Source organism: Streptantibioticus cattleyicolor NRRL 8057 = DSM 46488, assembly GCF_000240165.1.
GTDB lineage: Bacteria > Actinomycetota > Actinomycetes > Streptomycetales > Streptomycetaceae > Streptantibioticus > Streptantibioticus cattleyicolor.
Map to the genome: position 1 here is coordinate 5,250,222 of NC_017586.1, position 23,420 is coordinate 5,273,641.

Here is a 23,420-nt window from a genome sequence, read left to right on the forward strand (position 1 = left end):
AACTGGGGGGAGTAGCAAGGGAATTGACGTGAAGTGCGAGCCAGTGGAGTGCGAATGAGCGTGTCCAGCCGATACCGCGAGGCGTGGGAGAGCTACTGGCGGGACACCTCGGACGAGCCCGGCGCGGCGGTCTTCGACTGCGACGCCGAGATGAGCGCCAAGCAGCACATGAACCTGTTCTCCCCGTTCGCCGACCCCGATCTGCCGGTGGTGGACCTCGGCTGCGGCACCGGCACCCAGACCCGGTACCTGGCCACCTGCTTCAGGCGCGCCGTCGGTGTCGACCTCTCGCACGCCGCGGTGGCCCACGCCCGGCGGGCCGACCCCGCCGGGGTCGCCGAGTTCCGCCAGCTCAACGCCGCGGACCCGGCCGCGGTGCGGGACCTGCACGACGCGCTGGGGGACGCCAACGTCTACCTGCGCGCGGTGATCCACCAGAGCGAGGCCGAGGCGCGCCCGGCGGTGGCGAGGGCCGTCGCCACGCTGCTGGGCAGGCGCGGGCGGGGGTTCGTGGCCGAGCTGCTCCCGCGGGCGAAAGAAGTGCTGCGCGAGGCGGCGCAGGGCCCGGGCGGCCCGCCGCCCAAGGTCGCGAGCGTGATCGAGCACGGCCTCACCCCGGCGGAGGCGGGCGACGCGGAGGTGCCGCGGCTGCTGACCGAGGCCGGGCTGACGATCCTGGCGCGCGGCGAGACCGACCTGGTGATGACCGAACACCGGGCGGACGGCACCCGGATCGACCTTCCGGCCCAATGGTTCGTCGTGGGATGTGAGAACTGATCGCATGGGCCCGAGTGTGGGACCCCGCAAGAGATCGCACCAGCCCTGTGGATAACTCCCCGGACTAGACCAATCGAGTTATCCACAGCCCTGGCGGGGAACTTGACCGCCGCGTAGCGTTCGGTGCCATGAAGATCCTCATCAGCGCGGACATGGAGGGCGCCACCGGCGTCACCTGGCCTGCCGACGTGCTGCCGGGCACCGAGCAGTGGCAGCGCTGCCGCCGGATGTTCACCTCCGACGTCAACGCGGCGATCGCCGGGTTCTTCGCGGGTGGCGCCGACGAGGTGCTGGTGAACGAGGCGCACTGGACCATGCGCAACCTCCTGCTGGAGGAGCTGGACGAGCGCGCCGAGATGATCACCGGTCGCCACAAGGACCTCTCCATGGTCGAGGGGATACAACGCGGCGACGTGGACGGGGTGGCCTTCCTCGGCTACCACACCGGCGCCGGCACCGAAGGCGTGCTGGCCCACACCTACCTCGCCAACTCCATCACCGGCGTCTGGGTCGACGGCGAACCGGCCGGTGAGGGACGGCTCAACGCGCTGGTGGCCGCCGAGTACGGGGTCCCCGTGGTGCTGGTCACCGGAGACGACCGCACCGCGCTCGACGCCCGGGGCTACGCACCGCGGGCCCGCACGGTCGCGGTCAAGGACTACGTCTCGCGGTACGCCGCGGTGTGCCGCCCGCCGGCCCGCACGGCCGCCGACATCACCACGGCCGCCAAGGAGGCCGCGGCGCTCGCCGTCCGCCAGGAACCGGCCCAAGCCGGACCGTTCACGGTGGAGATCGAGTTCGACGCCGCCCACCTCACCGGTGCCGCGGCCGTCGTGCCGAGCGTGGAGCGGTGCGGCGAACGGCGGGTGCGCTACACCGCCGACACCATGTACGAGGGAATCCGGTGCTTCAAGGCCGTGACCACGGTCGTTTCGGCAGCGGTGGAGGAGACCTATGGCTGAGACACCACTGACCCCGACGGTTACGGCCGCCTCCCGCCCCGGCGCCCCGGGCCCCGCCGACGGCCACACCCTGCGGCGCCCGTCCCCGCACCCCGGGCCCGACGAGGCCGCCCTGGCCGAGGTGGTCCGCTTCACCTCCGAGCTGATCAGGATCGACACCAGCAACCGCGGCGCCGGCGACTGCGTGGAACGCCCCGCCGCGGAGTATGTCGCCGAACACCTCGCCGACGCCGGGATCGAGCCGCTGGTGCTGGAGTCGGTACCCGGCCGGGCCAACGTGGTCGCCCGGATCCCCGGCACCGACCCGCTCGCCGGGGCGCTGCTGGTCCACGGCCACCTCGACGTCGTCCCGGCCGAGCCGGCCGACTGGAGCGTCCACCCGTTCTCCGGGGAGGTGCGCGACGGGGTGGTGTGGGGCCGCGGGGCCATCGACATGAAGAACATGGACGCGATGGTCCTGGCCACCGTGCGGGCCTGGGCCAGGCAGGGCCGCCGGCCCCGCCGCGACCTGGTGCTGGCCTTCACCGCCGACGAGGAGGACTCGGCCGCCTACGGCTCCGACTTCCTGGTCCGCGAACACGCCGCCCTCTTCGAAGGGTGCACCGAGGGCATCAGCGAATCCGGCGCCTTCACCTTCCACGCCGGACCGGGCATGCGGCTCTACCCGGTCGCCGCGGGGGAGCGCGGCACCGCCTGGCTCGAACTCACGGCCACCGGAAAGGCCGGCCACGGCTCCAAGGTCGACCGGGACAACGCCGTCGCCAAGCTCGCCGCCGCGATCGCCCGCATCGGCGAGCACCGCTGGCCGGTCCGGCTCACCCCCACCGTCCGCGCCGCCCTGACCGAACTCGCCGCGCTGCACGGCCTGCCGGCCCGGCTGGACACCGATTCGCCCGAGGAACTCGCCCGGCGCGTCGACGAGTTGCTCGCCGCGCTCGGCCCGGCCGCCGACCTCGTCGCACCCACCGTGCGCAACAGCGCCAACCCGACCATGTTCTCCGCCGGATACAAGATCAACGTCATCCCCGGCAGCGCGACGGCGCACGTCGACGGGCGCGTCGTGCCGGGAGGCGAGGCGGAGTTCGAAGCCACCCTCGACCGGCTCACCGGGGACGAGGTCGGCTGGAAGTACCACCACCGCGAGGTGCCGTTGCGGGCCCCGGTCGACTCGCCCACGTTCGCCGCGATGCGCGAGGCGCTGGAGCACTTCGACCCGGAGGGCCACGTCGTGCCGTACTGCATGTCGGGCGGCACCGACGCCAAGCAGTTCTCCCGGCTGGGCATCACCGGCTACGGCTTCTCCCCGCTGAAGCTGCCACCCGGCTTCGACTACCAGGCGCTCTTCCACGGCGTGGACGAACGGGTGCCGGTCGAGGCCCTCCACTTCGGGGTGAGAGTCCTCGACCGTTTCCTGACCCGCTGAACGACCAGTGCCGAGCCGACGAGCAGCACCGCCCGCCCCGGGCCGGAAGGAGAGCCGCAGATGACCGCCCGCACCGCCCCCTACGGCAGTTGGCAGTCCCCGATCGACGCCGCGACCGCCGCATCCCACGACGGCGGGCCGGAGTTCGTGGGGTTCGTCGGCGACGACGTGTGGTGGACCGAGCCACGCCCGGCCGAGGCGGGCCGGCGCGCCCTGATCCGGCGGCGGGCGGCCGGCACCCCGGGCAACGGATCCGGCGCCACCGAGGAGTCCGTGCTCCCCCCGCCGTGGAACCTCCGCAGCCGTGTCATCGAGTACGGCGGCGCCCCCTGGGCCGGAGCCGACCGCCCCGAGGGTCCGCTGATCGTCTTCGTGAACTTCGCCGACCAGCGGCTGTACGCCTACGAGCCGGACACGCCCGGAGCCGAGCCGTATCCGCTGACCCCGGTCGGCGAGGTCGGCGGCGGGCTGCGCTGGGCGGAGCCGCAGCCGCACCTGGACCGCGGTGAGGTGTGGTGCGTCCTGGAGGAGTTCACCGGCCCCGGCCCCGGTGACGTGCGCCGGGTGATCGCCGCGGTGCCGCTGGACGGATCGGCGGCCGGTGACCGCGCGGCGGTGCGCGAACTCACCGAGGACACCCACCGGTTCGTCACCGGTCCGCGACTGTCCCCGGACGGCCGGCTCGCCGCCTGGATCGCCTGGGACCACCCGCGCATGCCGTGGGACGGCACCGAGGTGCTGCTCGCCGAGGTCACCCCGGCCGGGTTCAAGGGCACCCGCACCCTGATCGGCGGGCCCGAGGAGTCGGTGGCCCAGGTGGAGTGGGCCCCGGACGGCACGCTGTTGGCCGCCACCGACCGGGACGGCTGGTGGAACCTGCACCGGGTCGACCCGCACAGCGGTGACGCGGTCAACCTCTGTCCGCGCCAGGAGGAGTTCGCGGGCCCGGCCTGGCGGATCGGGATGCGCTGGTTCGCCCCGCTGGCCGGCGGGCTCGTCGCCGTGGTGCACGGCCGCGGTTCGCAGCGCCTGGGCATCCTGGACCCGGCCAGTGGGGAACTCGCCGAGGCCCCGGGCCCGTGGACGGAGTGGGCGGCCACGCTCACGGTGCACGACACCCGGGTGGTGGGCGTCGCCGCCACCGCCACCACCGGCCGCGAGGTCGTGGAGCTCGACACCTGCACCGGCCACCCCAGGGTGATCGGCGCCGCCCACCACGACGTCGTCGACCCGGCGTTCCTCCCCGAGCCGGTGGAGCGCACCTTCACCGGCCCCGGCGGCCGGGACATCCACGCGCACGTCCACCCGCCCCGCAACCCCGAACACACCGCGCCCGAGGGCGAGTTGCCGCCCTACGTGATCTGGGTGCACGGCGGGCCGACGAGCCGGTCACCGCTCGTGGTCGACCTGGAGATCGCCTACTTCACCTCCCGGGGCATCGGGGTCGCCGAGGTCAACTACGGGGGCTCCACCGGTTACGGACGTGAATACCGCAACCGGTTGCGGGAGCAGTGGGGCGTGGTGGACGTCGAGGACGCCGCCGCGGTGGCCGAGGCGCTGGCCGCCGAGGGGACGGCCGACCCCGGGCGGCTGGCGATCCGCGGCGGCAGCGCCGGAGGGTGGACCACCGGCGCCGCGCTGACCTCGGTGGACACCTTCGCCTGCGGCACCATCCTGTACCCCATCCTGGACCTGACCGGCTGGTCGGCCGGGGGCGAGACGCACGACTTCGAGTCCCACTACCTGGAGTCGCTGGTCGGACCCATCGCCGAGGTGCCCGAGCGCTATCGGGAACGGTCGCCGGTGACCCGCACCGACCGGCTCCGCGTACCCTTCCTGCTGCTTCAGGGGCTGGACGACGTGATCTGCCCGCCGGTGCAGGCGGAGCGGTTCCTCTCCCGGCTCGCCGGACGCGGGATCCCGCACGCCTACCTCACCTTCGAGGGCGAGGGCCACGGTTTCCGGCGCCTGGAGACCATGGTGACCTGCCTGGAGGCCGAACTCTCCCTCTACGCCCAGGTCTTCGGCTTCTCCGCGCCCGACGTCCCCGAGCTGGAGCTGACGACATGACGGCGAGGGAGCTGGCCCGGCCGCGCAGACTGCGCCCCGGCGACCGGGTGGCCGTGGTCGCCACCAGCGGACCCGTGGTCCCCGAACGCCTCGACGCCGGGCTCGACGTGCTGCGCGGCTGGGACCTCGACCCGGTGCTCGCGCCCCACGCCCGCGGCACCGACCCGGTGCTGCCGTACCTCGCCGCGGACGACGCCGCCCGCGCCCGCGACTTCCAGCAGGCGTGGTGCGACCCGTCGGTGGCGGCGGTGCTGTGCGCACGCGGCGGCTTCGGGGCGCAGCGCGTGATCGACCTGCTCGACTGGGAGGCGCTGCGGGCGGCCGGGCCCAAGGTGCTGGTCGGCTTCAGCGATGTCACCCCGCTCCAGCGCGCGGTGGGGCACCGGCTCGGGCTCGCCTCGCTGTACGGGCCGGTGGTCGCGGGGGAGGTCTTCGTCAAGGACGACCCCACCCAGGAGCATCTGCGGCGCACCCTGTTCGCCCCGGAGACCGCCCGGGTGCTCACCTGCGCGGGGGCGCGGACGCTGGTGCCGGGTACGGCGCGCGGGGTCACCGTGGGCGGTTGCTGCGCGCTGCTGGCAGCGTCGATCGGGACCCCGGAGGCCGAGCCGGCGCCGGACGGCGGCATCCTGGTCCTGGAGGACGTGGGCGAGCGGCCGTACCGCCTCGACCGCATCCTCACCCAACTGCTGCGGTCCGGCTGGCTGGACGGGGTCGCCGGCGTCGTCCTGGGTTCCTGGCGGGACTGCGGGCCCTACGACGCGGTGCGGGACGTGCTGCTCGACCGGCTCGGCGGGCTGGGCGTGCCCGTCGTGGAGGAGTTGGGGTTCGGCCACGGCGACTCCAGCCTGACCGTGCCGCTCGGGCTGCCGGCGGTGCTGGACGCCGACGCGGCCACGTTGACGATGGAGATACCGGCGCTGAGCTGACGGGTGCCGGGCAGGCGGCCCGGCGAGACGGCGGCGCCGGTGCGAGGCCCGGCAGCCCTGCTCAGTCCGCCGCCGTCTCCACGGCGGCGTCCACGGGGCGGGCGTCCACGTCGCCGGTGTCCTCCTGCACGTCGGGGCGCTTGACCGCCAGGTAGGCGACGAGGAGCACGAACAGGACGAGTCCTCCCACGGTGACCGTGCCCGCCCCGAGGCCGATCCCTCCGCCTCCCTCCCCCTGGTCGTGGAGGGGCTTGAGGAGCCAGTCGGCCACCGAGGCGCCCAGTGGCCGCGTGAGGACGTACGCCGACCAGAAGGCGGTGACGGGATGTAGGCGCCCGCGGCGATGAAGGATCCACGGGATCACGATGGCGATGCCGAACAGCGCGATCGAGCCCACGAAGCCGAGGCCCAGCGTGCCGGCCGTGAAGTCGCCCGTCGCGGTGCCCAGGGCGAAGCTGCACATGACGGTCGTCCAGTAGAACCGCTCGCGTCGCCGCGTGGTGATGCTGTGAACCGAGAGCGTCCCTTCCGACCGGTACCAGAGCGCGAGGACGGCAGCGGTGGCAGCGGCGTAGCCGGCGACCACGATCGGCAGTGGCACACCGACGACGTAGGACACCACGTCGGCCGCGATCGTTCCGACGACGCCGACCCCGAGGATCGCGGTCCAGTAGGGGATCGCCCGGTAGCGGGGTGACCGGAACTGCCACACCAGCGTCGCCGCGAAGGCGATGACGGTGAGGATCAGGAGGATCCAGTGGCCGCCCGCGGCCATGTAGTCCGAGGCCGACTCCCCGAGGCCGGTCGTGAGCAACTTGACGGCCCAGAACATGGCGGTCAGCGCCGGCACCTTGGGGTAAGGGGCGCCGACACGGCGCTGAAGGTCGACACCGGTCACAACTGCTCCCCGGCACATATAAACCCGTTGCCGCCGGGCACAGGTGGGCTCGTCAACTTCCGTGCATCTACCACTGTTGGTCCCTCGAACCGGGGCGACCAGCCGTTCTGGCGCCTCGTCGGGAACGTTAGGTTCGACCGCGCTTCGATCGGTCGTACCGCGGGACGATCTCCGCACCGGCCGGTGGTACCGCGGTACCACCCGGCTCGTACGACCGCGTGCATCATGGACGGATGGCATCCGTGACCGTGGACGACGGTGTGGGCATGGGACCGCTGGTCGCCTGGCTGGGACAGGTCAGCCGCCGGTTGCGGCACGTCGACCGCGCGCGTCCGTGGGCGCTGGACACCGCGGTGGTGGTGCTGGTCTTCCTGGTGTTGTGCGTACCGGACCTGGTACGGGGAAGCGTCGTCTACTGCGACGACTCACGCTGGCGGCAGGTGGTGTTCGCGCAGTGCTCCAGGGCGGGCATTCTGGCCTTTCATGCCGGACTGCTGCTCCCCTTGTTCTGGTGGCGCCGGAGACCTGGCGTGGCCTTCGGTGCCGTCATGGCCGTGTTCCTGCTCCAGTGGTCGCGGAATGTCGTGCTGCGGGCGGACGTCGCCCTTTGCGTCGCACTGTTCAGCGTGGCTCTGCACGGGCGACCGCGGGAACTGCCGGTGGTGTGCGCGGCGTTGACGGGCGGAATGGTGCTCGTCGCGCTGCGTGTCTCAGGGGTCGTGCCCGTCTGGCACGCGCTGTTCTTCCTGCTGAGCACGGCGACCGCGCCCCTCGCGCTCGGCCTGGCGGTACGGATCCGCAGGGCCCAGCTCGCCGGGCTGCGGGAGCGGGCGGTCCAGTTGGAGATCGAGCGGGACCAGCGCAGCAGACTGGCCGCCGCCACCGAACGGGCCCGGGTGGCACGGGAGATGCACGACATCGTCGGCCACAACCTGTCGGTCGTCATCACCCTCGCCGACGCCGGGTCCTACGCCACCGACCTCGATCCGGCCCGCGGCAAGGAAGCGCTGCAACTCATCGCGGACACCGGCCGTCAGGCGCTCGGTGAGTTGCGACGCGTCCTCGGCGTGCTGCGCGAGGACGGCCCGCGCCGCGAGCCCGAGCTGAGTCCGCAGCCCGGCATCAGGGACATCGAGACGCTGTGCGCCGGCTTGCGCGCGGCGGAACTGGACGTCGTCCACCGGACTGCCGGTGACGTGGACGCCCTGGATCGCGGAGTCCAGTTGACCGTGTACCGCATCGCGCAGGAAGCCCTCACCAACACCCTGAAACACGCCGGCCCCAAGGCCCGGGTCGATCTCGCGATCCTGGTCGAGGAGACCCGGCTGACGGTCCGGGTCCAGGACACGGGCGGTCCGGGCCGGCCCGGACCGCCCAACGAGGAAGGACACGGCCTGGTGGGCATGAGGGAACGAGCCGCGCTCTACGGCGGGAACGTCAGCGCGGGCCGCACGGCCGACGGGGGCTGGCAGATGGAGGCCGTCCTCGACCTCGCGCCGCGGGACGGTGGCCGGTGACCACCGTGCTCGTCGTGGACGACCAGCCCTTGCAGAGGTACGGCTTCCGCGTCCTGCTGGAGTCGGTTCCCGGCACCGACGTCGTCGGCGAGTCGGCGCACGGGGCGGAGGCGGTCCGCATGGCCGCCGAACTGCGCCCCGACGTCGTGCTGATGGACATCCGCATGCCAGGGATGGACGGCATCGAGGCCACCCGCCACATCGTCGCCGCCGGCAACCGTTCGCGCGTCCTGGTGCTCACCACCTTCGACCTCGACGAATACGTCTACGCCGCTCTTAGGGCCGGTGCCAGCGGCTTCCTGCTGAAGGACGCGCGACCCGAGGAACTCCTGGCCGGCATCCGCGCCGTGGCCGTGGGCGACGCCGTGATCGCCCCCGCGCTCACCCGCCGCCTCCTGGACGCGTACATCGAGCCCGCCGCGCGCCACCTGAGCGACCCGGCCGAGAACCCGAGACTGAGCGCCCTCACCGGCCGGGAACTCGAAATCCTGGGCGCGATCGCCAAGGGCTGGACCAACAGTGAGATCGCGGCCCACTTCGTCCTGTCCGAATCCACCGTGAAGACCCACGTCGGCCGCGTCCTGGCCAAGATCGGAGCCCGGGACCGCGTACAGGCCGTCATCTTCGCCTACGACATCGGACTCGTCCGGCCCCGTCCCGAATGAGCCGACGCCGCGGGCAGCGCGACGCACCGCCGCGTCCGGGCGCCCCGGCGGAGCCGTCCCCGCCACGCGTTCCCCGCCATCCGGACCACATCCGTCCCGACAACGTTGGCACGGACCCTTGGGCAACGTGCGTCCCGGGGCTAATCTCCGCGCCATGAGACACGACTCCCGCTCGTTTCCCATCCCTTCGGAACCGGGTCGGCGGCCGGCCCGGCGGACGCTGCTGGGGGCTGCCGGCGCGGTGGCCGCGGCGGCGCTGACCCCGTGGCCGGCGTCGGCGGCAGACCGCACGGCCGACGCCTCGGACCCGGGTCCCGCCCGGACCACCGCGCTGCCCCCGGACCACCGCGTCGCCGCCGAGATCCGCAGCGAGTTCCTGCACGGCTGGCGCGGCTACACGCAGGTCGCGTGGGGGTACGACGAGGTACGGCCGGTCAGCGGGGGGCGCAACGACTTCTTCGCGCCGGGCAGGACGTTCGGGCTCTCCATCGTGGAGGCGCTGGACACGCTGTACGTGATGGGCGAGGACGCGGAGGTGGCCCGCGGCTGCGACTGGATCGAGGCCCATTTCGACCCGGCGCAAGACGCCGACGTGCACGTCTTCGAGGCGGTCATCCGGCTGGTGGGCGGCCTGCTCGCCGGGTACCTGGCGACCGGGCGCAAGCGGCTGCTGGACCGGTGCCGGGAGTTCACCGACCGGTTGCTGCCCGCGTTCGCCTCGCCCACCGGGATCCCGTACACCCACGTCAACCTGCGCACCGGGGCGGTGAGCGGCAGCAGCGTGCCGCTGGCCGAAGTGGGCACCAACGTCATGGAGTTCGGGCTGCTCACCCGGCTCACCGGCGACCGGCGTTACCTCGACGCCTCGATGCGGGCGTACCGGGCGGCGATGGCGCGGCGCACCTCGCTGGGGCTGCTCGGCACCTCGATCGACGCGGAGACCGGACGCTGGACCGATCCGGCGTCGGTGGCGCCCAACCCGCCGGTGGACTCGTTCTACGAGTACCTGTGGGGCGGCTGGGCGCTCCTCGGCGACCGGCGGCTGCGCGACTGGTACCGGTCGCTGACCTCGGCCATCCTCAAGCACCAGGCCGACACCGGCACCGGACACCTGTGGTTCCGCCAGGTGGACCCGGCCACCGGACGGCAGCTCGGCACCAGCCAGTCCGAACTCGCCTCGTTCTACGCCGGACTGCTCGGCAAGGGCGGCGACCCGCGGCACGCCCGCGCCTACTACGAGTCGTGGACCGCCGTCCTCGACCGTTACCCGGTGCTCCCCGAGGGCATCGACTACCGCACCCTCGCCGCCACCGACACGGGCAACCAGCTCCGCCCGGAGTACGTCAACTCCTCCTTCGACCTGTGGCGGCTCACCCGGGACCCGTACTACAAGCGCACGGCGTACCGGTACTTCACCGGCATGCGCGACCACCTCAGGGTGCCCGGCGGCTACACCATCGCCGCGGACGTGACCGCCTCGCCGATGCGGCTGGGCGACCTGACCCCGGCGTACTGGTTCGCCGAGAACCCCAAGTACCTGTACCTGATCTTCGCCGACAGCCCCCGGTTCGACTACCGCACCGGGGTGCTCTCCACCGAGGGCAAGATTCTCAAGGGGCTGCGCCGGCCGGGTCGTTGACGGCGGGACCGGCCGCGAGCCGCGCCCGGGCCTCCATCAGGGCGAAGCCCAGCAGGTTGAGCCCGGGCCAGCGGGCCGGATCGGCGGCGCGCTCGTCGTCCGCCGTGACGCCCGTGCCCCAGACGCGGTCCAGCGGGCTGGCCTCCACCAGCACCCGCGAACCGGTGCCCAGCAGGAACGCGCGCAGCGCCGGATCCTGACCGAACTTCGCGAGGTTGCCGGCCACCACCAGCTCCCAGCGGTGCCGCACCCACCGTTCCTCGTCGAAGCCGCGCACCTGGCGGCCGAGCGTCTTGGCCTCGCCGGGATGCCCGGCCGCCAGCACGCGGGCCGCCGTCTCCGCGTCCCCGGACAGCCGTGCCTTGCCGGCCATCATCCAGTGCTCGGCGGTGGCGTACCGCACGCCCTCCACCGTGAACGGCGACGGCCACCACTGGCTCAGGCAGCCCGGCCCCACACCGCCGTCCCGCCGGGGCCGGTGGCCCCAGAACATCAGATACCTCGGCCGCGCCCCGCGCGCGACCAGCGCCGCAAGCTCCGCCCGGTCGCGGACCGCCGCGCAGTCCCCCGTGATCTCCCGCATGCTCCGATCCTCCCAGAGGGGTACGACACCCCGCCCCCGGATTTCCCCCGGCCCCGGAACGCCGCCCCGCACGGCCGTCGTTCGGCACCGCTTCCGCCGTCCCAAACGCCCGCCTGGTAAAGACCGCGCCAAAACGGTCTCACTGGCGCGGCGGCAATGCGTCAAGGGGTCGATCTGTCGATGGAAAGACCTGTTCACCACCGGCCCGGACCGGGTTCGATGGGGCATCGGCAAGAGAGAGGGGCGGTCTTGGCCACCACCGTGCGTCGTACCAGCATCACCCTGTCCGCCGCGCCCGTCGGCCCGGACAACCCGCTTCCGGCGCTGGGCACCCCCGACGAGGTGCACCGGCTCGACGAACGCGAACGCGCCGCGCTCCCGGCCGACATGGCCCGGCAGATCGGCTACGCCCCGCTGCGTTCGGTGCTGCCGGTCCGGATCCGGGACGGTTACGGCCGCGACCGCGCGCCCGTCGCCGTGGACGCGCTGCGCATCGAGAACGACCGGGTGGCCGCCACCGTCCTGCCCGGCTACGGCGGCCGGGTCCACTCGCTGACGCACAAGGCGACCGGACGCGAACTGCTCCACCGCAACCCCGTGTTGCAGCCCGCCAACTTCGGCCTCGCCGACGCCTGGTTCGCCGGCGGCATCGAATGGAACATCGGCGCCACCGGACACACCACGCTCACCTGCGCCCCGCTGCACGCCGCCCGCGTGGTGGCCCCCGACGGCGGCGAGATGCTGCGGCTGTGGGAGTGGGAACGCCTGCGGGACGTGCCCTTCCAGGTCGACCTGTGGCTGCCGCACGGCTGCGACTTCCTGCTGGTGGGGGTGCGGATCCGCAACCCCCACCCGTACCCGGTGCCGGTCTACTGGTGGTCCAACACCGCCGTCGCGCAGACCCCGGGCACCCGGGTGCTGGTGCCGGCCGACCACGCCTGGCACTTCGGGTACGAACGCGCTTTGCGCCGCATCCCGGTACCGCGGTGGAACGGCGCCGACCGCACCTACGCCACCCGTACCGGACACGCCGCCGACTTCTTCTACGACGTGCCGGCCACCGCGCGCCCGTGGATCGCCGCCCTCGGCGAGGACGGCCACGGACTGGTGCAGACCTCCACCGCCGAACTGCGCGGACGCAAGCTCTTCGTCTGGGGGAACGGCACCGGCGGGCAGCGCTGGCAGCGGTGGCTGAGCGGACCGGACGGCGGCGACTACCTGGAGATCCAGGCCGGACTCGCCCGCACCCAGCTCGAACACGTACCGCTGGACGCCGGCGCCGAGGTGTCGTGGCTGGAGGCGTACGGCCCGCTGGAGGCCGACCCGGCCGTGGTGCACGGCGACGACTGGACGCGGGCGCGGACGGCGGTGGCCGAACGGCTCGACGCCGTACTGCCGGACGAGTGGCTGCGGGCCGCCGCCGCGGAGTGGTCCCGGTGCGCGGACACCGAGCCCAAGGAGATGCTGGCGGCCGGCTCCGGCTGGGGCGCCCTGGAGGTGCAGCGCGGCGGATACGAGCTGCCCGGGACGCCGTTCGGCGCGGCGAGTCTCGGCGCGAGCCAGCGCCCGTGGCTGGAGCTGCTGCACACCGGGGAGTTCCCGGACCGCCCCGGCCCGTTGATCCCGCTCGACCACTCGCTGGTCGCCCCGCACTGGCGCGACCTGCTGGAGGCGGCGCCCTCCGGCTGCGCGGCCGACTACCACCTGGGGGTGGCCCAGTGGTACGCGGGCGACCGGGCCCAGGCGGTACGCAGCTGGGAACGGTCGCTGCGGCACGCGGTCACCCCCTGGGCGCTGCGGTGCCTGGCGGTGGCCGACGCGGAGGCGGGCGAGCCGCGACGGGCCGCCGAACGGTACGCCGAGGCCTTCGCCCACGCCGCCGGCTCCGACGCCGACCCCGACCTCACCACGGCCGCCCTCACCGCGCTCGCCCGCGAGGCGGTGCCCGCCCTCCTGGCCGTGGGACGGGCCGACGAGGCCGCCGCGATACTGGAACAGTTGCCCGACGAGGTACGCTCCCGGGGGCGCTTCCGCCTGCTGACGGCGCGCACGTCGCTGGCCCGCGGGGACGCCCCGGCGGCCCGCGCCCTCTTCGACGCCGGTTTCGAGGTGGCCGACCTGCGGGAGGGCGACGAAGTGCTCGCCGAGACCTGGTTCGCGATCGCCGAACGCCTCGTGGCCGGCGACGGCCCGGTGACCGAGGAGACGCGCCGCCGGGCCAGGACCGAGCATCCGCTGCCGCCCCGCTACGACTTCCGCATGCGCCCCGCCTGAGCGTTCCGGCGTGCGTCGGCCGCCCCACCACCGCGCCCATGCCGTCCCGGCGGGAAGCGCCTCCGGCCGGCGGGGCGTCCCGCCGTGTGCGGTTCCGCGCGATCGCGCCGCGCCGCCGCGTCATACCGTCCCGGCGGGCCTCCCGGGGCGTTCCGGGACGTGCCGGTCGTCCCGTCTCGCCCTGTCCCGGCGGGAAGTGCCGCCGGGGCAGCGGGCGTTCCGCCGTGCGTCGCTGGGGCGTGATCGTGCTGTGTCGCCGTGCCGTGTCGTCCCGGCGGGGAAGTCTCCCGGGGGGCTGGGCGTTGCGGGGTTCGTCGGTCATCCCGCGCCACCCCGCCTCGGCCCGGGAGCCCCGCCGGGCCGGCGTTCCGCCGCGGTCGGTTCCGCGGGACCGTGTCCGCGCTGCCGGGGCCGACGGGAAGCCCCGCCCGACCGCCGGGGCGTTCCGGCGCCCCTCGTCCCGTCGCGCCCCGCGCCGCCCCGCCCCGCCCCGGCCGGGAGCCCCGCCCGACCACCGGGCGTTCCGGCGCCCTCCGCCGGGTTCGCCCGCAGGGCCACACCGCGTCACCCCTCCGGGTATCCGGAGCCCGCTGACTGGACGGGGGCGGTGTGCGGAGTGTTGACAGGGGGTCAGGGGATGGCCGAACCTGGCAAACGACCTTCTGGCAACGTTGTCACGAGCGCTGTCGCCGGGCCGGCGGTTGCGCCGGGGGCCGGTGTCGTCGGCTGTGCCGTGTGAACTCCGCATGCCGGCACGGCGACCGTACGTCAGGCACGTCATCCGTGAAGTCCCGACCGCATGGAGGCACGTGATGGCAAGATTCCGGCGCCGAAACGGGGCGCCAAGACCCGGGGCACGACTCGCCGGCGCCGTCGGTTTGAGCCTGGCCCTGCTGCCGTTCCAGGCTCTGGCCGGCGGCGTCGGCACCGCCGCCGCGGTGGCACCGCCACCTCTGGTGGGTGACCCCGCCTCGCTGGTCAACCCGCTGATCGGCACCTCGGGCGAGGTGGACACCTTCCCCGGCCCCGACATGCCGTTCGGGATGCTCCAGTGGGGCCCCGACACCACGCCGCACCGGCCGGACGGCGGCGGGTACGAGTACAAGGACGGCAAGATCTCCGGCTTCAGCCTCACCCACGTCTCCGGACCGGGCTGTCCGGCCGGCGGTGACGTGCCGATCCTGCCCACCAGCGGACCCCTCACCGGTTCGCTCAGCGACACCGCCGCCCCCTTCGGCCACGCCGCCGAGCACACCGGCATCGGCTACTACGGGGTCACCGACACCACCGGCGTCACCACCGAGCTGACCACCGCCACCCGCTCCGGCCTGGGCCGCTTCACCTTCCCCGCCGGAAAGGACGGCAACCTGCTGCTCAAACTGAGCGGCGGCGCCACCCGCGTCGACGGCACCCGCGCCCGGATCGTCAACGACCACGAGATCACCGGAGCCGTGAACAGCGGTCACTTCTGCGGTGCCGCCAACACCTACACCCTGCACTTCGACATCAAGTTCGACCGGCCGTTCCGGGCCAAGGGCACCTGGGTGGGCGGCACCGTCAACCCCGGGGCCACCTCGCTGCGGCAGGGCCGCCCCCGCCAGCAGGAACGCACGGCCCAACGCGCCGTCGCCGGGCCGCACTTGACGCTCCCCGACCGCCCGCAGCCCACCGTCCACGGCGCCCCCGCCCCTCGCACCATCTCACCGCCGGTCACCGGCGCCAACGGGGTGTACGTCAGCTTCGACACCGTGAAGTCCCGTACCGTCACCGCGGCCGTCGGGATCTCGTACACCACGGACGCGGCGGCGGGGCTCAACCTGGCGAAGGAGATCCGCGGGTTCGACTTCGCGAAGGTGCGCAAGGCGAACCACGACGCGTGGAACGCGGTGCTGCGCCGGGTGCGGATCGGCGGCGGAAGCCACGACCAGCAGGTGAAGTTCTACACCGCGCTCTACCACGCGCTGCTGCACCCCAACGTCTTCTCCGACGTGGACGGCGGCTACGCGGGCATGGACGGCCAGGTGCACAAGGTGTCCAGGGGCCAGCAGGCGCAGTACGCCACCTACTCGGGGTGGGACACCTACCGTTCGCAGACCCAGTTGATGGCGCTGGTGGCGCCGAGGACGGCGAGCGACGTGGTCACCTCCGAACTCAACGGGTTCGACCAGACCGGGCTGCTGCCCAAGTGGGCCCACAACAACGGGGAGAGCTACGTGATGGCGGGCGACCCCGGCGCCGCCATCATCGCCGACGCCTACGCCTTCGGGGCCCGGGACTTCAACGCCCGGCACGCCCTGGACGCCATGGTCTACCAGGCCACCAAGCCCAACAACGACCGCCCCGGCGAGGCCGTCCGGGACGCCATGGGCTACCTGCCGATCGACGGCAGGAACTGGGGCTGCTGCAACTTCTACGGGCCGGTCTCCACCCAGCTCGAATACGACAGCGCCGACCACGCGCTCGCTGCGATGGCCAGGTCGCTCGGGCACAAGGACGTGTACACCCGGTTCGCCACCCGGGCACAGGACTGGCAGAACGTCTTCAACCCGCAGACCGGATACCTCCAGGCGAAGCTGGCGGACGGGGAGTTCGCCCCCGGCTTCGCGCCGGGCACCTCCAACGGCTTCATCGAAGGCACCTCGGCCCAGTACACCCCCATGGTGCCCTTCAACCTCAAGGCGCTGATCGCGGCCCGTGGCGGTCCCGGGGCGTACAGCGCCTACCTCGACGGCCTGCTGTCGAACATCGCCCACCCCACCGGCGTCAACGCCGACCTGAGCAACGAACCCAGCCTGGAGATCCCCTGGGAGTACGACTACCTGGGCAAGCCGTGGAAGACCCAGGCGGCCGTGCGCCAGGCGCAGCTCCAGCTGTACTTCAACGCGCCCGTCGGGTCGTTCGGCAACGACGACCTCGGGGCGATGAGTTCCTGGTACGTCTTCTCCGAACTCGGGATGTATCCGCAGGTGCCGGGGGAGGACACCCTGGTGCTCGGCAGCCCGGGCTTCCCGCGTGCCGAGGTCGCCCTGCAAGGCGGCCGTACGCTGCGGATCAACGCCCCGCAGGCCGCCGACGACGCGCCCTACGTCCACCGGCTCACCGTCAACGGCCGCACCTGGGACCGTCCTTGGCTCAGCTACGCGTCGCTGCGCGGCGGCGCCACCCTGGACTACACCCTCGGCACCCGGCCGGACACCTCGTGGGCCGCGGCGCCGAGGTCCGCTCCGCCGTCCGACGCCACCGGGCAGCACGACGTGCTCGCCGCGGCCGGGCCCTCCGGGGTCGGGCTGGTGGTCGCCCCCGGGGCGAGCGGCACCGGCAGGCTGACGCTGACCGACATCGGTCCCCGGGCGGTCACCGTGCGCTGGCAGGCGCACCCCCCGGCCGGGGTGAGCGTGGACGCGGCCTCCGGCACGGTGCGGGTGCCGGCCGGCGGCAGCGCGGACGTGCCGGTGAAGGTGACGGCCGGCCACGACGAGGGGGTCTACCCGGTGCCGTTCACGCTGACCACCGACTCCGGGGCGGACCTGGGCCCGGCGGTGCTGCGCGTGGTGGTGGCCGGCCCCGGCGAGCTGTGGCCGTACTACACCGGTGAGGGCGTCTACCCCGACGGCGCGCGCTTCACCGGCGGCTTCGACGGCGGCGGCTGGGCCTACTCGCAGGACGCGCTGAAGGCCTCCGGGGTGACCTCGGGGAGCAAGCTGACGGTGAACGGCATCGGCTACACCTGGCCGACGGTGGCCTCCGGGCGGCTGGACAACATCGCGGCGGCCGGGCAGACGATCCCGGCGAACGGCCCGGCGGGCGCCACCCGGCTCGGTCTGCTGGGCGCGGGCACCAGCACCCCGACCACCGGCGCCGCGGGAGAGCTGACCATCACCTACACCGACGGCAGCACCGGCAAGGCCCCGGTGGTCTTCTCCGACTGGACGCTCAACGCCGGCCGTTCCAAGCCGGCCGCCGGCAACACCGTCGCGGTGACCACGCCGTACCGCAACACCGGCGACGGCAGCCAGGACAAGGTGACCACCGACGTCTTCGCGGTCGAGGTGCCGCTGGCCGCGGGCAAGCAGGTCGCCTCGCTGACCCTGCCGGCCGCGGCCTCGGGGACGATCCACCTGTTCGCCGTCGGCTACGGCGGCTGACATGACGCGACGTGTACGACCGGGAGTGACCGCTTCCGGTTGTACACGTCGCATGGCCGTCAGGTGGACGGAATGAATAGGCGCGTGCATGACAAGTGAACAATCGCCGCCGACGGGCAATAGTCGCGTCCGGAGGCTTCTGCGCCGCCGTGGGGTGCGCTTACCTCTGCGTAGCACTCGTGGCTACCCGCGAGTACGCCGACCCCCCACTCTTCCGCACACCCCGTGGAGGACCTCCCGTGCGCAGACCATCCCTGCTCGCCGCGTTCGTCTCCGCCGCCGCCGCACTCGCCTTCGGGCTCGGGGCCGCCCCGGCCGCCTCCGCCGCCGGCCAGAACTACGTGGCGCTGGGCGACTCCTACTCCGCAGGCGTCGGCTCCACCAGCGACTACCTCGACTCCTGCGACCGCAGTACGGCGGCCTACCCCTACCTGTACAGCCAGTCGCACGCGCTCGACTCGTTCAGCTTCCAGGCGTGCACCGGCGCCACCGCCCCCGACATCGAGAACAACCAGCTCGGCGCCCTCAACTCCGCGACCACGCTGGTCAGTCTCACCGACGGCGGCAACGACGTGGGCTTCTCCACCGTCATGACCGACTGCGTGCTCTACTCCGACAGCACCTGCCTGAACGCCATCAACTCCGCCGAGGACAAGGCGCGCAACCAGCTCCCCGGCATCCTCGACACCCTCTACGGCGACATCCGCTCCGCCGCCCCGGGCGCCCACGTGGTGGTGGTCGGCTACCCCGAGTTCTACGACCTGGCCAACTCCAGCGGCTGCGTGGGGCTCGACAACACCAAGCGCACCGCGCTCGACGACGCCGCCGACGTGCTCGACGGGGTGATCTCCGACGCCGTCTCCCGCCAGTCCGGCTTCACCTTCACCGATGTGCGCGGCGGCTTCTCCGGCCACGAGCTGTGCGACTCCAGCGCGTGGCTGCACTCGCTGAGCTGGCCGGTCTCCGACTCGTACCACCCGACCGCGAGCGGCCAGTCGGGGGCCTACCTGCCGGCCTTCGAGGCGGGTGTCTGACGGTTCACCCGAACGGCGGGCCCCGGAGGGGAATGATCACTTCCGGGGCCCGGTTGGGCTGGATATGAAGGCAATCGTCATGCATTCCTACGGCGGCCCGGACCACCTGGAGCTCGCCGACGTGCCGGAGCCCAAGGTCGGGCCGGACACGGTGCTGGTACGCACCCGGGCGGCCGGGGTCAACCCGGTGGACTGGAAGATCGGCGCCGGCCACCTCGACGCGATGCTCAACGTGTACTTCCCGTTCACCCCCGGCTGGGACCTGGCCGGGGAGGTGGTCGCCACCGGCCCCGGCGTCACCGAGTTCGCCCCCGGCGACGAGGTCTTCGGCTACGTGCGCCAGGACTACGTCCAGCACGGCACCTACGCCGAACTGGCCGCGGCCCCGGTGCGCACGCTGGCCCGCAAGCCCGCCTCGCTCGACTGGCGGCAGGCCGCCGCGCTCCCGCTCGCCGGGCTCACCGCCTACCAGTCGCTGCGCGAGGCGGGCGCCCCCGGCAAGGGCGAGACCGTGCTGGTGCACGCCGCCGCCGGAGGGGTCGGCACCTTCGCGGTGCAGATCGCGGTGGCCGCCGGCGCCCGGGTGATCGGCACCGCGGGCGAACGCAACCACGACTTCCTGCGCTCCCTCGGGGCCGAACCGGTGACCTACGGCGACGGCCTCACCGACCGGATCCGCGCGCTCGCCCCGGACGGGGTGGACGCCGCGGTCGACTTCGTCGGCGGCGACGCGGTGGCCGTCTCCCGCGCCGTCCTCGCCCCCGGCAGCGCCGCCCGGCTGGTCTCCGTGGTGGACGGCGCCGGCGTCACCGCGGCGGGCGGACGCTACCTGTGGGTGCGCCCGGACGCCACCGATCTGGCCGCCCTCGGCGACCTGGCCGACCAGGGCAAGCTCACGGTGCCCATCGAACGCGCCGTGCCGCTGGAGCGGACCGCCGAGGCCTGGGAACTGAGCGCCTCCGGCCACGTACGCGGCAAGATCGTGCTCACCGTGTCCTGACCCTGCGGGGTCACCGGGACGGCGGCCATGCGCGGCGAGACTTTACGGTCCGCCGCGCATGGCCGCCGCCTCCTCGGGTACGCGGCCCCACCAGTGGCCGGCGGGCGCCGGCCACGGTGACCCCTGACCCGAGGAGGAGACCTCATGACCGACCACATCCCCGGCGGCGACCCCAGCGTCGTGCAGAACGCGCTCCACCAGCTCGCCGCCGACCGGGAGGACGTCGTCGCCCTCGGCACCCTGGCCGCCAGCGACGTGCTGCTGCCGGTGCCGGACAACGTGCCCAGCCCCAACGGCTCGGAACCGCAGGAGATCACCCTGCCGGTCTTCGAGCAGAGCGACGGGGTACGCCTGGTGCCGGTGTTCACCTCCGAGGAGCGGATGGCGCTCGCCCTGCCGCAGGTGCACAGCTACCGCACGGTCCCGCTGGCCGTGCTCGGCCGCGGCTGGCCCGCCGACGACCTCGCGCTCTCCATCGACGCCGGTTCGCCCGACACGCTGACCGTCCAGGGCCAGGGGGTGCGGGCGCTGGCCACGCTCACCGAGGGCGGCTGAACTACGCCGGACGGTAGACCACCACGGCCCCCGCGGCCTTCCGGATGGTCAGCTCGGCCGGCGCGGGCGCCACCTCGCCGTCGTACGCGAGGTGGGTGCCCGCCGCCAGGCCGCCCACCCGCAGGCTGCGCAGCCTGCGGGCCGAGTACACCGGCGTCCGCGCCAGCCCCCCGGTCAGCGCCGCCGCCAGCAGCCGGGTACGGGCGAACCGGCCGCCGTCCACCACTCGCACGTCCAGCAGCCCGTCGGCGAGGTCGGCGCGGCGCGACGGTACCAGCCCGGCGCCCCGCCGGTACGCGCAGTTGCCGACGAAGAGCAGCCACACCCGGCGCTGCCGTCCGCCCACCACCACCGGCAGCGGACGCGCCGTACGCAGCACGTGCACCGCCGCCAGCACGCTCGCCGGCCAGCTCCCCAGCCGCCGCGACCAGCGCTCCCTGATCCGCACCAGCTCCGGGTAGGCACCCAGGCTGAAGGTGTTGACGAACGGGACGTGCCGTCCGTCCGGGCCGCTGAACCAGGCCAGGTCCATCGCGGTGGCCGAGCCCTCCCGCACCGCCCGAGCGGTCTCCTCCGCGGTCTCCGTGCCCAGGTCGAGGGCGAGGTGGTTGCGGGTGCCGCCGGGGAAGACGGCCAGCGGGACGTGGTGCCGGGCGGCGATCCCGGCCGCGGTGTTCACGGTGCCGTCGCCGCCGTGCACGCCCAGCGCGCCGCCGCGTTCCGCCGCCTGCCGGGACGCCTTCTCCAGCAGTTCGCGCAGGTCGTCGTCCTCGGTGGCCTCGACGACCTCGGCCCGCGGCAGCAGCTCGGCGAGGCGGACGGCCGCCGGGGCCAGCAGCGACGGGGTGCCCGAGGCGCTGTTGACCACCACGGTCAGCCCCTCGCCGTCCGGCAGCGCGGGCGCGGCCGGCGCCGGGTGCCCCGGCGAGGCCGCCCGCTCCTCGGCCGGGGCGGCGACCGGCACCACCGCGCGCAGCAGCAGCGCCGCGGCGGTGCCCACCGCCGCCCCGGCCAGCACGTCACTGGGGTAGTGCACCCCGGTGTAGATCCGGGAGAAGGCCACGGACGCGGCGACGGGGATCACCACCGGCGCCCAGCGCGACGCCTGGAGGGCCACCCCGGTGGCGAAGGCCGCCGCGGAGGCCGCGTGCCCGGACGGGAACGACGTGGTGAACGGCTGCCGGGCCAGCCGGCGCAGCACCGGCACCTCGTCCAGCACCGGCCGCGCCCGCCGCACACTGCGCTTGCCCACGGTGTTGACCACCAGCGACGCCAGCGCCAGCGATCCCACCCCGCGCAACGCCGCGCGCCGCCCGCGCCGTCCGCCGGCCACGGCGAGCGCGCCGGCCCCCGCCAGCCACAGCACCCCGTGGTCGGCGGCCCGGCTCAGCCGAGGGAGCACCGGCTCCGCCCCCGGCCACCGGCGGGTCGCCACCTGAAGGAAGAGCGCGCGGTCCCAGGCGCCGATTCGGTGTCCCATGCGCCGCGTCTACCCGCCGGTCGTCGCAGCATTCCTGACGGAGCGTCAGGTGATGTCGTGTCAGCACATCGATGCCGCCGCACGGACGAGTGTCGTGCGGCGGCACCGTGAACGGGGGGCCTCAGCGGCGGGCCCGCTCCGTGGAACGGTCGTTGGCCTTGCGGATGGCGTCGACCAGCTCGGACTTGGACATCCGCGAGCGGCCCTCCACGCCCAGGCGCTTGGCCACGTCGTACAGATGCTCCTTGCTCGCCCCGGTGTCGACGCCCTGGGCCGACTCGCCCCCGCTGCCGCGCGGACGGCGGGACCGCTCGTCGGACGGCCCCTTACGGCCGCCCTCCTTGCGCTCCCAGTGGTCGCCGACCTTCTCGTAGGTGTGCTTCAGCGCACCGTAGGCCACCCGGTGGGCGCGCTCGCCCTCGCCGTACTCGCGCACGGCCGAGTCATGGGCCTTGATCCAGGTCCGCTGTGCCTTGCTCTCCGAACGGCGGATGGTGTCCGGTAGTTCTTCCCGTCCCGGCATCGCTGTCACCTCCAGGTTCGCGGGACCGCCGGCGCCGGGCCGTCAGCGGTCGGGGTCGGCGGCGCTGATGTCGGCCAGCGCGGAGCCGGGCTCCTGCTCGCGGGCGAGGTCACCCAGGCTGACCATGCCCACCGGCCGGCCGTCCTCGACCACCGGCAGCCGACGCACCGCGTGCTCCCGCATCAGCCGCGCCGCCTGCTCGGCCGAGTCCCTGGGGCCGATGACCACCGGGTCGGGGGTGCAGACCGAACCGGCGCTCAGCCCGCTCGGGTCCACCCCGTCCGCGACCGCCCGGACGGTGATGTCCCGGTCGGTGACCACCCCCAGCACCGTGTCGTCACCGGCCACCACCACGTCGCCGATGTCCTGCTCGCGCATGAGCCGGGCAACCTCCACCAGGGAAGCCTGCGGGCGCACGGCGGTCACACCACCGGTCATCACGTCCTTCACCAGCGTTGCCATGTCGGTCATGACCTCCTCGGGTCATCCGTTCGTCGTCGTCGGGTCGTTGCTGCATCGCACGCCGCGTGTTCAGCGACGCAGCGCCTGGGTGACCTGCTGCACGTTCTGGTACGTGGTCTCCGGCGGCAGCCCGCTCACCAGCTCGGTGAGGGCGTCCGGGGCGTGCGCGCTCTCCAGGTCGCGCAGCAGCGTGCGGCGCTTGGCGGGGAACGCCTTGCGGCCCAGATGACGGGCGAGCTCGAAGCGGAGCGACTCCAGGTCCGGTGCCCCCGCCGAAACCGGCCCGGTGGTCACCGCCGGGTCGTCGTCCGCCCCCGGCTCCGGGTCGTGCCACTCCTCCACCCGGGTCGGGCGGCCGGAGCGGATCAGCCCCTGCAACTCGTGCTTCATCACGTCGTCCTTGTGGACGCTGAGCCGGTCGCTGCCTCGCTGCATGGTGTTTCCTCCCGGCTTGCGGTATTCGCTGCCTTGCGCCTTTCCCGGC

Annotated in this window: 19 protein-coding genes; 13 read left to right on the forward strand and 6 right to left on the reverse strand. The window is 73.6% G+C overall.

What is annotated here, in order from left to right:
* Window positions 1-54: 54 nt before the first annotated feature.
* The 5 genes from SCATT_RS23005 (at window position 55) to SCATT_RS23025 (ending at window position 6,161) form a co-directional block, all read left to right on the forward strand.
* Window positions 55-777, forward strand: coding sequence for a class I SAM-dependent methyltransferase (locus SCATT_RS23005; protein WP_014145571.1), 723 nt, complete (start codon window positions 55-57; stop codon window positions 775-777).
* A 128-nt stretch (window positions 778-905) separates the two neighbouring features.
* Entirely contained in the window at window positions 906-1,739 is an 834-nt protein-coding gene (locus SCATT_RS23010) for a M55 family metallopeptidase (RefSeq protein ID WP_014145572.1), read from the forward strand.
* Window positions 1,732-3,162 (forward strand): M20/M25/M40 family metallo-hydrolase, encoded by a 1,431-nt coding sequence (locus SCATT_RS23015; protein WP_014145573.1) that lies wholly within the window; start codon window positions 1,732-1,734, stop codon window positions 3,160-3,162. Before SCATT_RS23010 ends, SCATT_RS23015 begins: the two co-directional genes overlap by 8 nt.
* 60 nt (window positions 3,163-3,222) lie before the next feature.
* The gene (locus tag SCATT_RS23020) at window positions 3,223-5,232 is read left to right on the forward strand and encodes a prolyl oligopeptidase family serine peptidase (protein ID WP_014145574.1); all 2,010 of its coding nucleotides are present in this window, start codon (window positions 3,223-3,225) and stop codon (window positions 5,230-5,232) included.
* Window positions 5,229-6,161 (forward strand): S66 peptidase family protein, encoded by a 933-nt coding sequence (locus SCATT_RS23025; RefSeq protein WP_014145575.1) that lies wholly within the window; start codon window positions 5,229-5,231, stop codon window positions 6,159-6,161. Before SCATT_RS23020 ends, SCATT_RS23025 begins: the two co-directional genes overlap by 4 nt.
* A gap of 61 nt (window positions 6,162-6,222) precedes the next feature.
* Here SCATT_RS23025 and SCATT_RS23030 read toward each other — a convergent pair whose 3' ends face one another.
* Window positions 6,223-7,059, reverse strand: coding sequence for a COG4705 family protein (locus SCATT_RS23030; RefSeq protein ID WP_014145576.1), 837 nt, complete (start codon window positions 7,057-7,059; stop codon window positions 6,223-6,225).
* Between the two features lie 233 nt (window positions 7,060-7,292).
* Here SCATT_RS23030 and SCATT_RS23035 point away from each other — a divergent pair, with 233 nt between their 5' ends.
* The 3 genes from SCATT_RS23035 (at window position 7,293) to SCATT_RS23045 (ending at window position 10,880) form a co-directional block, all read left to right on the forward strand.
* Window positions 7,293-8,576, forward strand: a complete 1,284-nt coding sequence (locus SCATT_RS23035; RefSeq protein WP_173405654.1) for a sensor histidine kinase — start codon at window positions 7,293-7,295, stop codon at window positions 8,574-8,576.
* Window positions 8,573-9,241, forward strand: a complete 669-nt coding sequence (locus SCATT_RS23040) for a response regulator (RefSeq protein ID WP_014145578.1) — start codon at window positions 8,573-8,575, stop codon at window positions 9,239-9,241. Before SCATT_RS23035 ends, SCATT_RS23040 begins: the two co-directional genes overlap by 4 nt.
* A gap of 154 nt (window positions 9,242-9,395) precedes the next feature.
* On the forward strand, window positions 9,396-10,880 hold the full coding sequence (locus SCATT_RS23045; RefSeq protein ID WP_014145579.1) for a glycoside hydrolase family 47 protein: 1,485 nt from the start codon (window positions 9,396-9,398) through the stop codon (window positions 10,878-10,880).
* Here SCATT_RS23045 and SCATT_RS23050 read toward each other — a convergent pair.
* Complete coding sequence (locus tag SCATT_RS23050) at window positions 10,852-11,463, reverse strand: NADAR family protein (RefSeq protein WP_014628555.1); 612 nt, start codon at window positions 11,461-11,463, stop codon at window positions 10,852-10,854. The two genes, SCATT_RS23045 and SCATT_RS23050, sit on opposite strands and share 29 nt — an antisense overlap.
* 219 nt (window positions 11,464-11,682) lie before the next feature.
* Between SCATT_RS23050 and SCATT_RS23055 the strand changes: the two genes are divergently transcribed.
* From SCATT_RS23055 to SCATT_RS23075, 5 genes are all read left to right on the forward strand, one after another.
* Window positions 11,683-13,737: a DUF5107 domain-containing protein gene (locus tag SCATT_RS23055; RefSeq protein WP_078590813.1), complete on the forward strand. Its 2,055-nt coding sequence runs from the start codon at window positions 11,683-11,685 to the stop codon at window positions 13,735-13,737.
* Window positions 13,738-14,615: 878 nt separating this feature from the next.
* Complete coding sequence (locus SCATT_RS23060) at window positions 14,616-17,882, forward strand: lectin (protein ID WP_014145582.1); 3,267 nt, start codon at window positions 14,616-14,618, stop codon at window positions 17,880-17,882.
* A 239-nt stretch (window positions 17,883-18,121) separates the two neighbouring features.
* Complete coding sequence (locus SCATT_RS23065) at window positions 18,122-18,916, forward strand: SGNH/GDSL hydrolase family protein (protein ID WP_014145583.1); 795 nt, start codon at window positions 18,122-18,124, stop codon at window positions 18,914-18,916.
* Between the two features lie 64 nt (window positions 18,917-18,980).
* A complete protein-coding gene (locus SCATT_RS23070) occupies window positions 18,981-19,916 on the forward strand; it encodes an NADP-dependent oxidoreductase (protein ID WP_173405655.1) in 936 nt (311 codons plus the stop codon).
* 144 nt (window positions 19,917-20,060) lie between these two features.
* On the forward strand, window positions 20,061-20,471 hold the full coding sequence (locus tag SCATT_RS23075; protein ID WP_014145585.1) for an SseB family protein: 411 nt from the start codon (window positions 20,061-20,063) through the stop codon (window positions 20,469-20,471).
* A gap of 1 nt (window position 20,472) precedes the next feature.
* On the opposite strand, the gene SCATT_RS23080 is transcribed toward SCATT_RS23075, so the two are convergent.
* The 4 genes from SCATT_RS23080 to SCATT_RS23095 form a co-directional block, all read right to left on the reverse strand.
* Window positions 20,473-21,951, reverse strand: a complete 1,479-nt coding sequence (locus tag SCATT_RS23080; protein ID WP_014628558.1) for a phosphatase PAP2 family protein — start codon at window positions 21,949-21,951, stop codon at window positions 20,473-20,475.
* 121 nt (window positions 21,952-22,072) lie between these two features.
* Complete coding sequence (locus tag SCATT_RS23085; RefSeq protein WP_014145587.1) at window positions 22,073-22,474, reverse strand: ChaB family protein; 402 nt, start codon at window positions 22,472-22,474, stop codon at window positions 22,073-22,075.
* Between the two features lie 42 nt (window positions 22,475-22,516).
* A complete protein-coding gene (locus tag SCATT_RS23090) occupies window positions 22,517-22,936 on the reverse strand; it encodes a CBS domain-containing protein (protein WP_407696654.1) in 420 nt (139 codons plus the stop codon).
* 69 nt (window positions 22,937-23,005) lie between these two features.
* A complete protein-coding gene (locus SCATT_RS23095; protein WP_014145589.1) occupies window positions 23,006-23,371 on the reverse strand; it encodes a DUF2795 domain-containing protein in 366 nt (121 codons plus the stop codon).
* Window positions 23,372-23,420 lie beyond the last annotated feature (49 nt).

Excerpts from the sequence above, each read along its gene's own strand:
- SCATT_RS23005 (WP_014145571.1), top strand. The coding sequence starts at position 55 with ATGAGCGTGTCCAGCCGATACCGCGAGGCGTGGGAGAGCTACTGGCGG.
- SCATT_RS23010 (WP_014145572.1), top strand. The coding sequence starts at position 906 with ATGAAGATCCTCATCAGCGCGGACATGGAGGGCGCCACCGGCGTCACC.
- SCATT_RS23015 (WP_014145573.1), top strand. The coding sequence starts at position 1,732 with ATGGCTGAGACACCACTGACCCCGACGGTTACGGCCGCCTCCCGCCCC.
- SCATT_RS23020 (WP_014145574.1), top strand. The coding sequence starts at position 3,223 with ATGACCGCCCGCACCGCCCCCTACGGCAGTTGGCAGTCCCCGATCGAC.
- SCATT_RS23025 (WP_014145575.1), top strand. The coding sequence starts at position 5,229 with ATGACGGCGAGGGAGCTGGCCCGGCCGCGCAGACTGCGCCCCGGCGAC.
- SCATT_RS23035 (WP_173405654.1), top strand. The coding sequence starts at position 7,293 with ATGGCATCCGTGACCGTGGACGACGGTGTGGGCATGGGACCGCTGGTC.
- SCATT_RS23045 (WP_014145579.1), top strand. The coding sequence starts at position 9,396 with ATGAGACACGACTCCCGCTCGTTTCCCATCCCTTCGGAACCGGGTCGG.
- SCATT_RS23050 (WP_014628555.1), bottom strand. The coding sequence starts at position 11,463 with ATGCGGGAGATCACGGGGGACTGCGCGGCGGTCCGCGACCGGGCGGAG.
- SCATT_RS23055 (WP_078590813.1), top strand. The coding sequence starts at position 11,683 with ATGGGGCATCGGCAAGAGAGAGGGGCGGTCTTGGCCACCACCGTGCGT.
- SCATT_RS23070 (WP_173405655.1), top strand. The coding sequence starts at position 18,981 with ATGAAGGCAATCGTCATGCATTCCTACGGCGGCCCGGACCACCTGGAG.
- SCATT_RS23075 (WP_014145585.1), top strand. The coding sequence starts at position 20,061 with ATGACCGACCACATCCCCGGCGGCGACCCCAGCGTCGTGCAGAACGCG.
- SCATT_RS23080 (WP_014628558.1), bottom strand. The coding sequence starts at position 21,951 with ATGGGACACCGAATCGGCGCCTGGGACCGCGCGCTCTTCCTTCAGGTG.
- SCATT_RS23085 (WP_014145587.1), bottom strand. The coding sequence starts at position 22,474 with ATGCCGGGACGGGAAGAACTACCGGACACCATCCGCCGTTCGGAGAGC.
- SCATT_RS23090 (WP_407696654.1), bottom strand. The coding sequence starts at position 22,936 with ATGGCAACGCTGGTGAAGGACGTGATGACCGGTGGTGTGACCGCCGTG.
- SCATT_RS23095 (WP_014145589.1), bottom strand. The coding sequence starts at position 23,371 with ATGCAGCGAGGCAGCGACCGGCTCAGCGTCCACAAGGACGACGTGATG.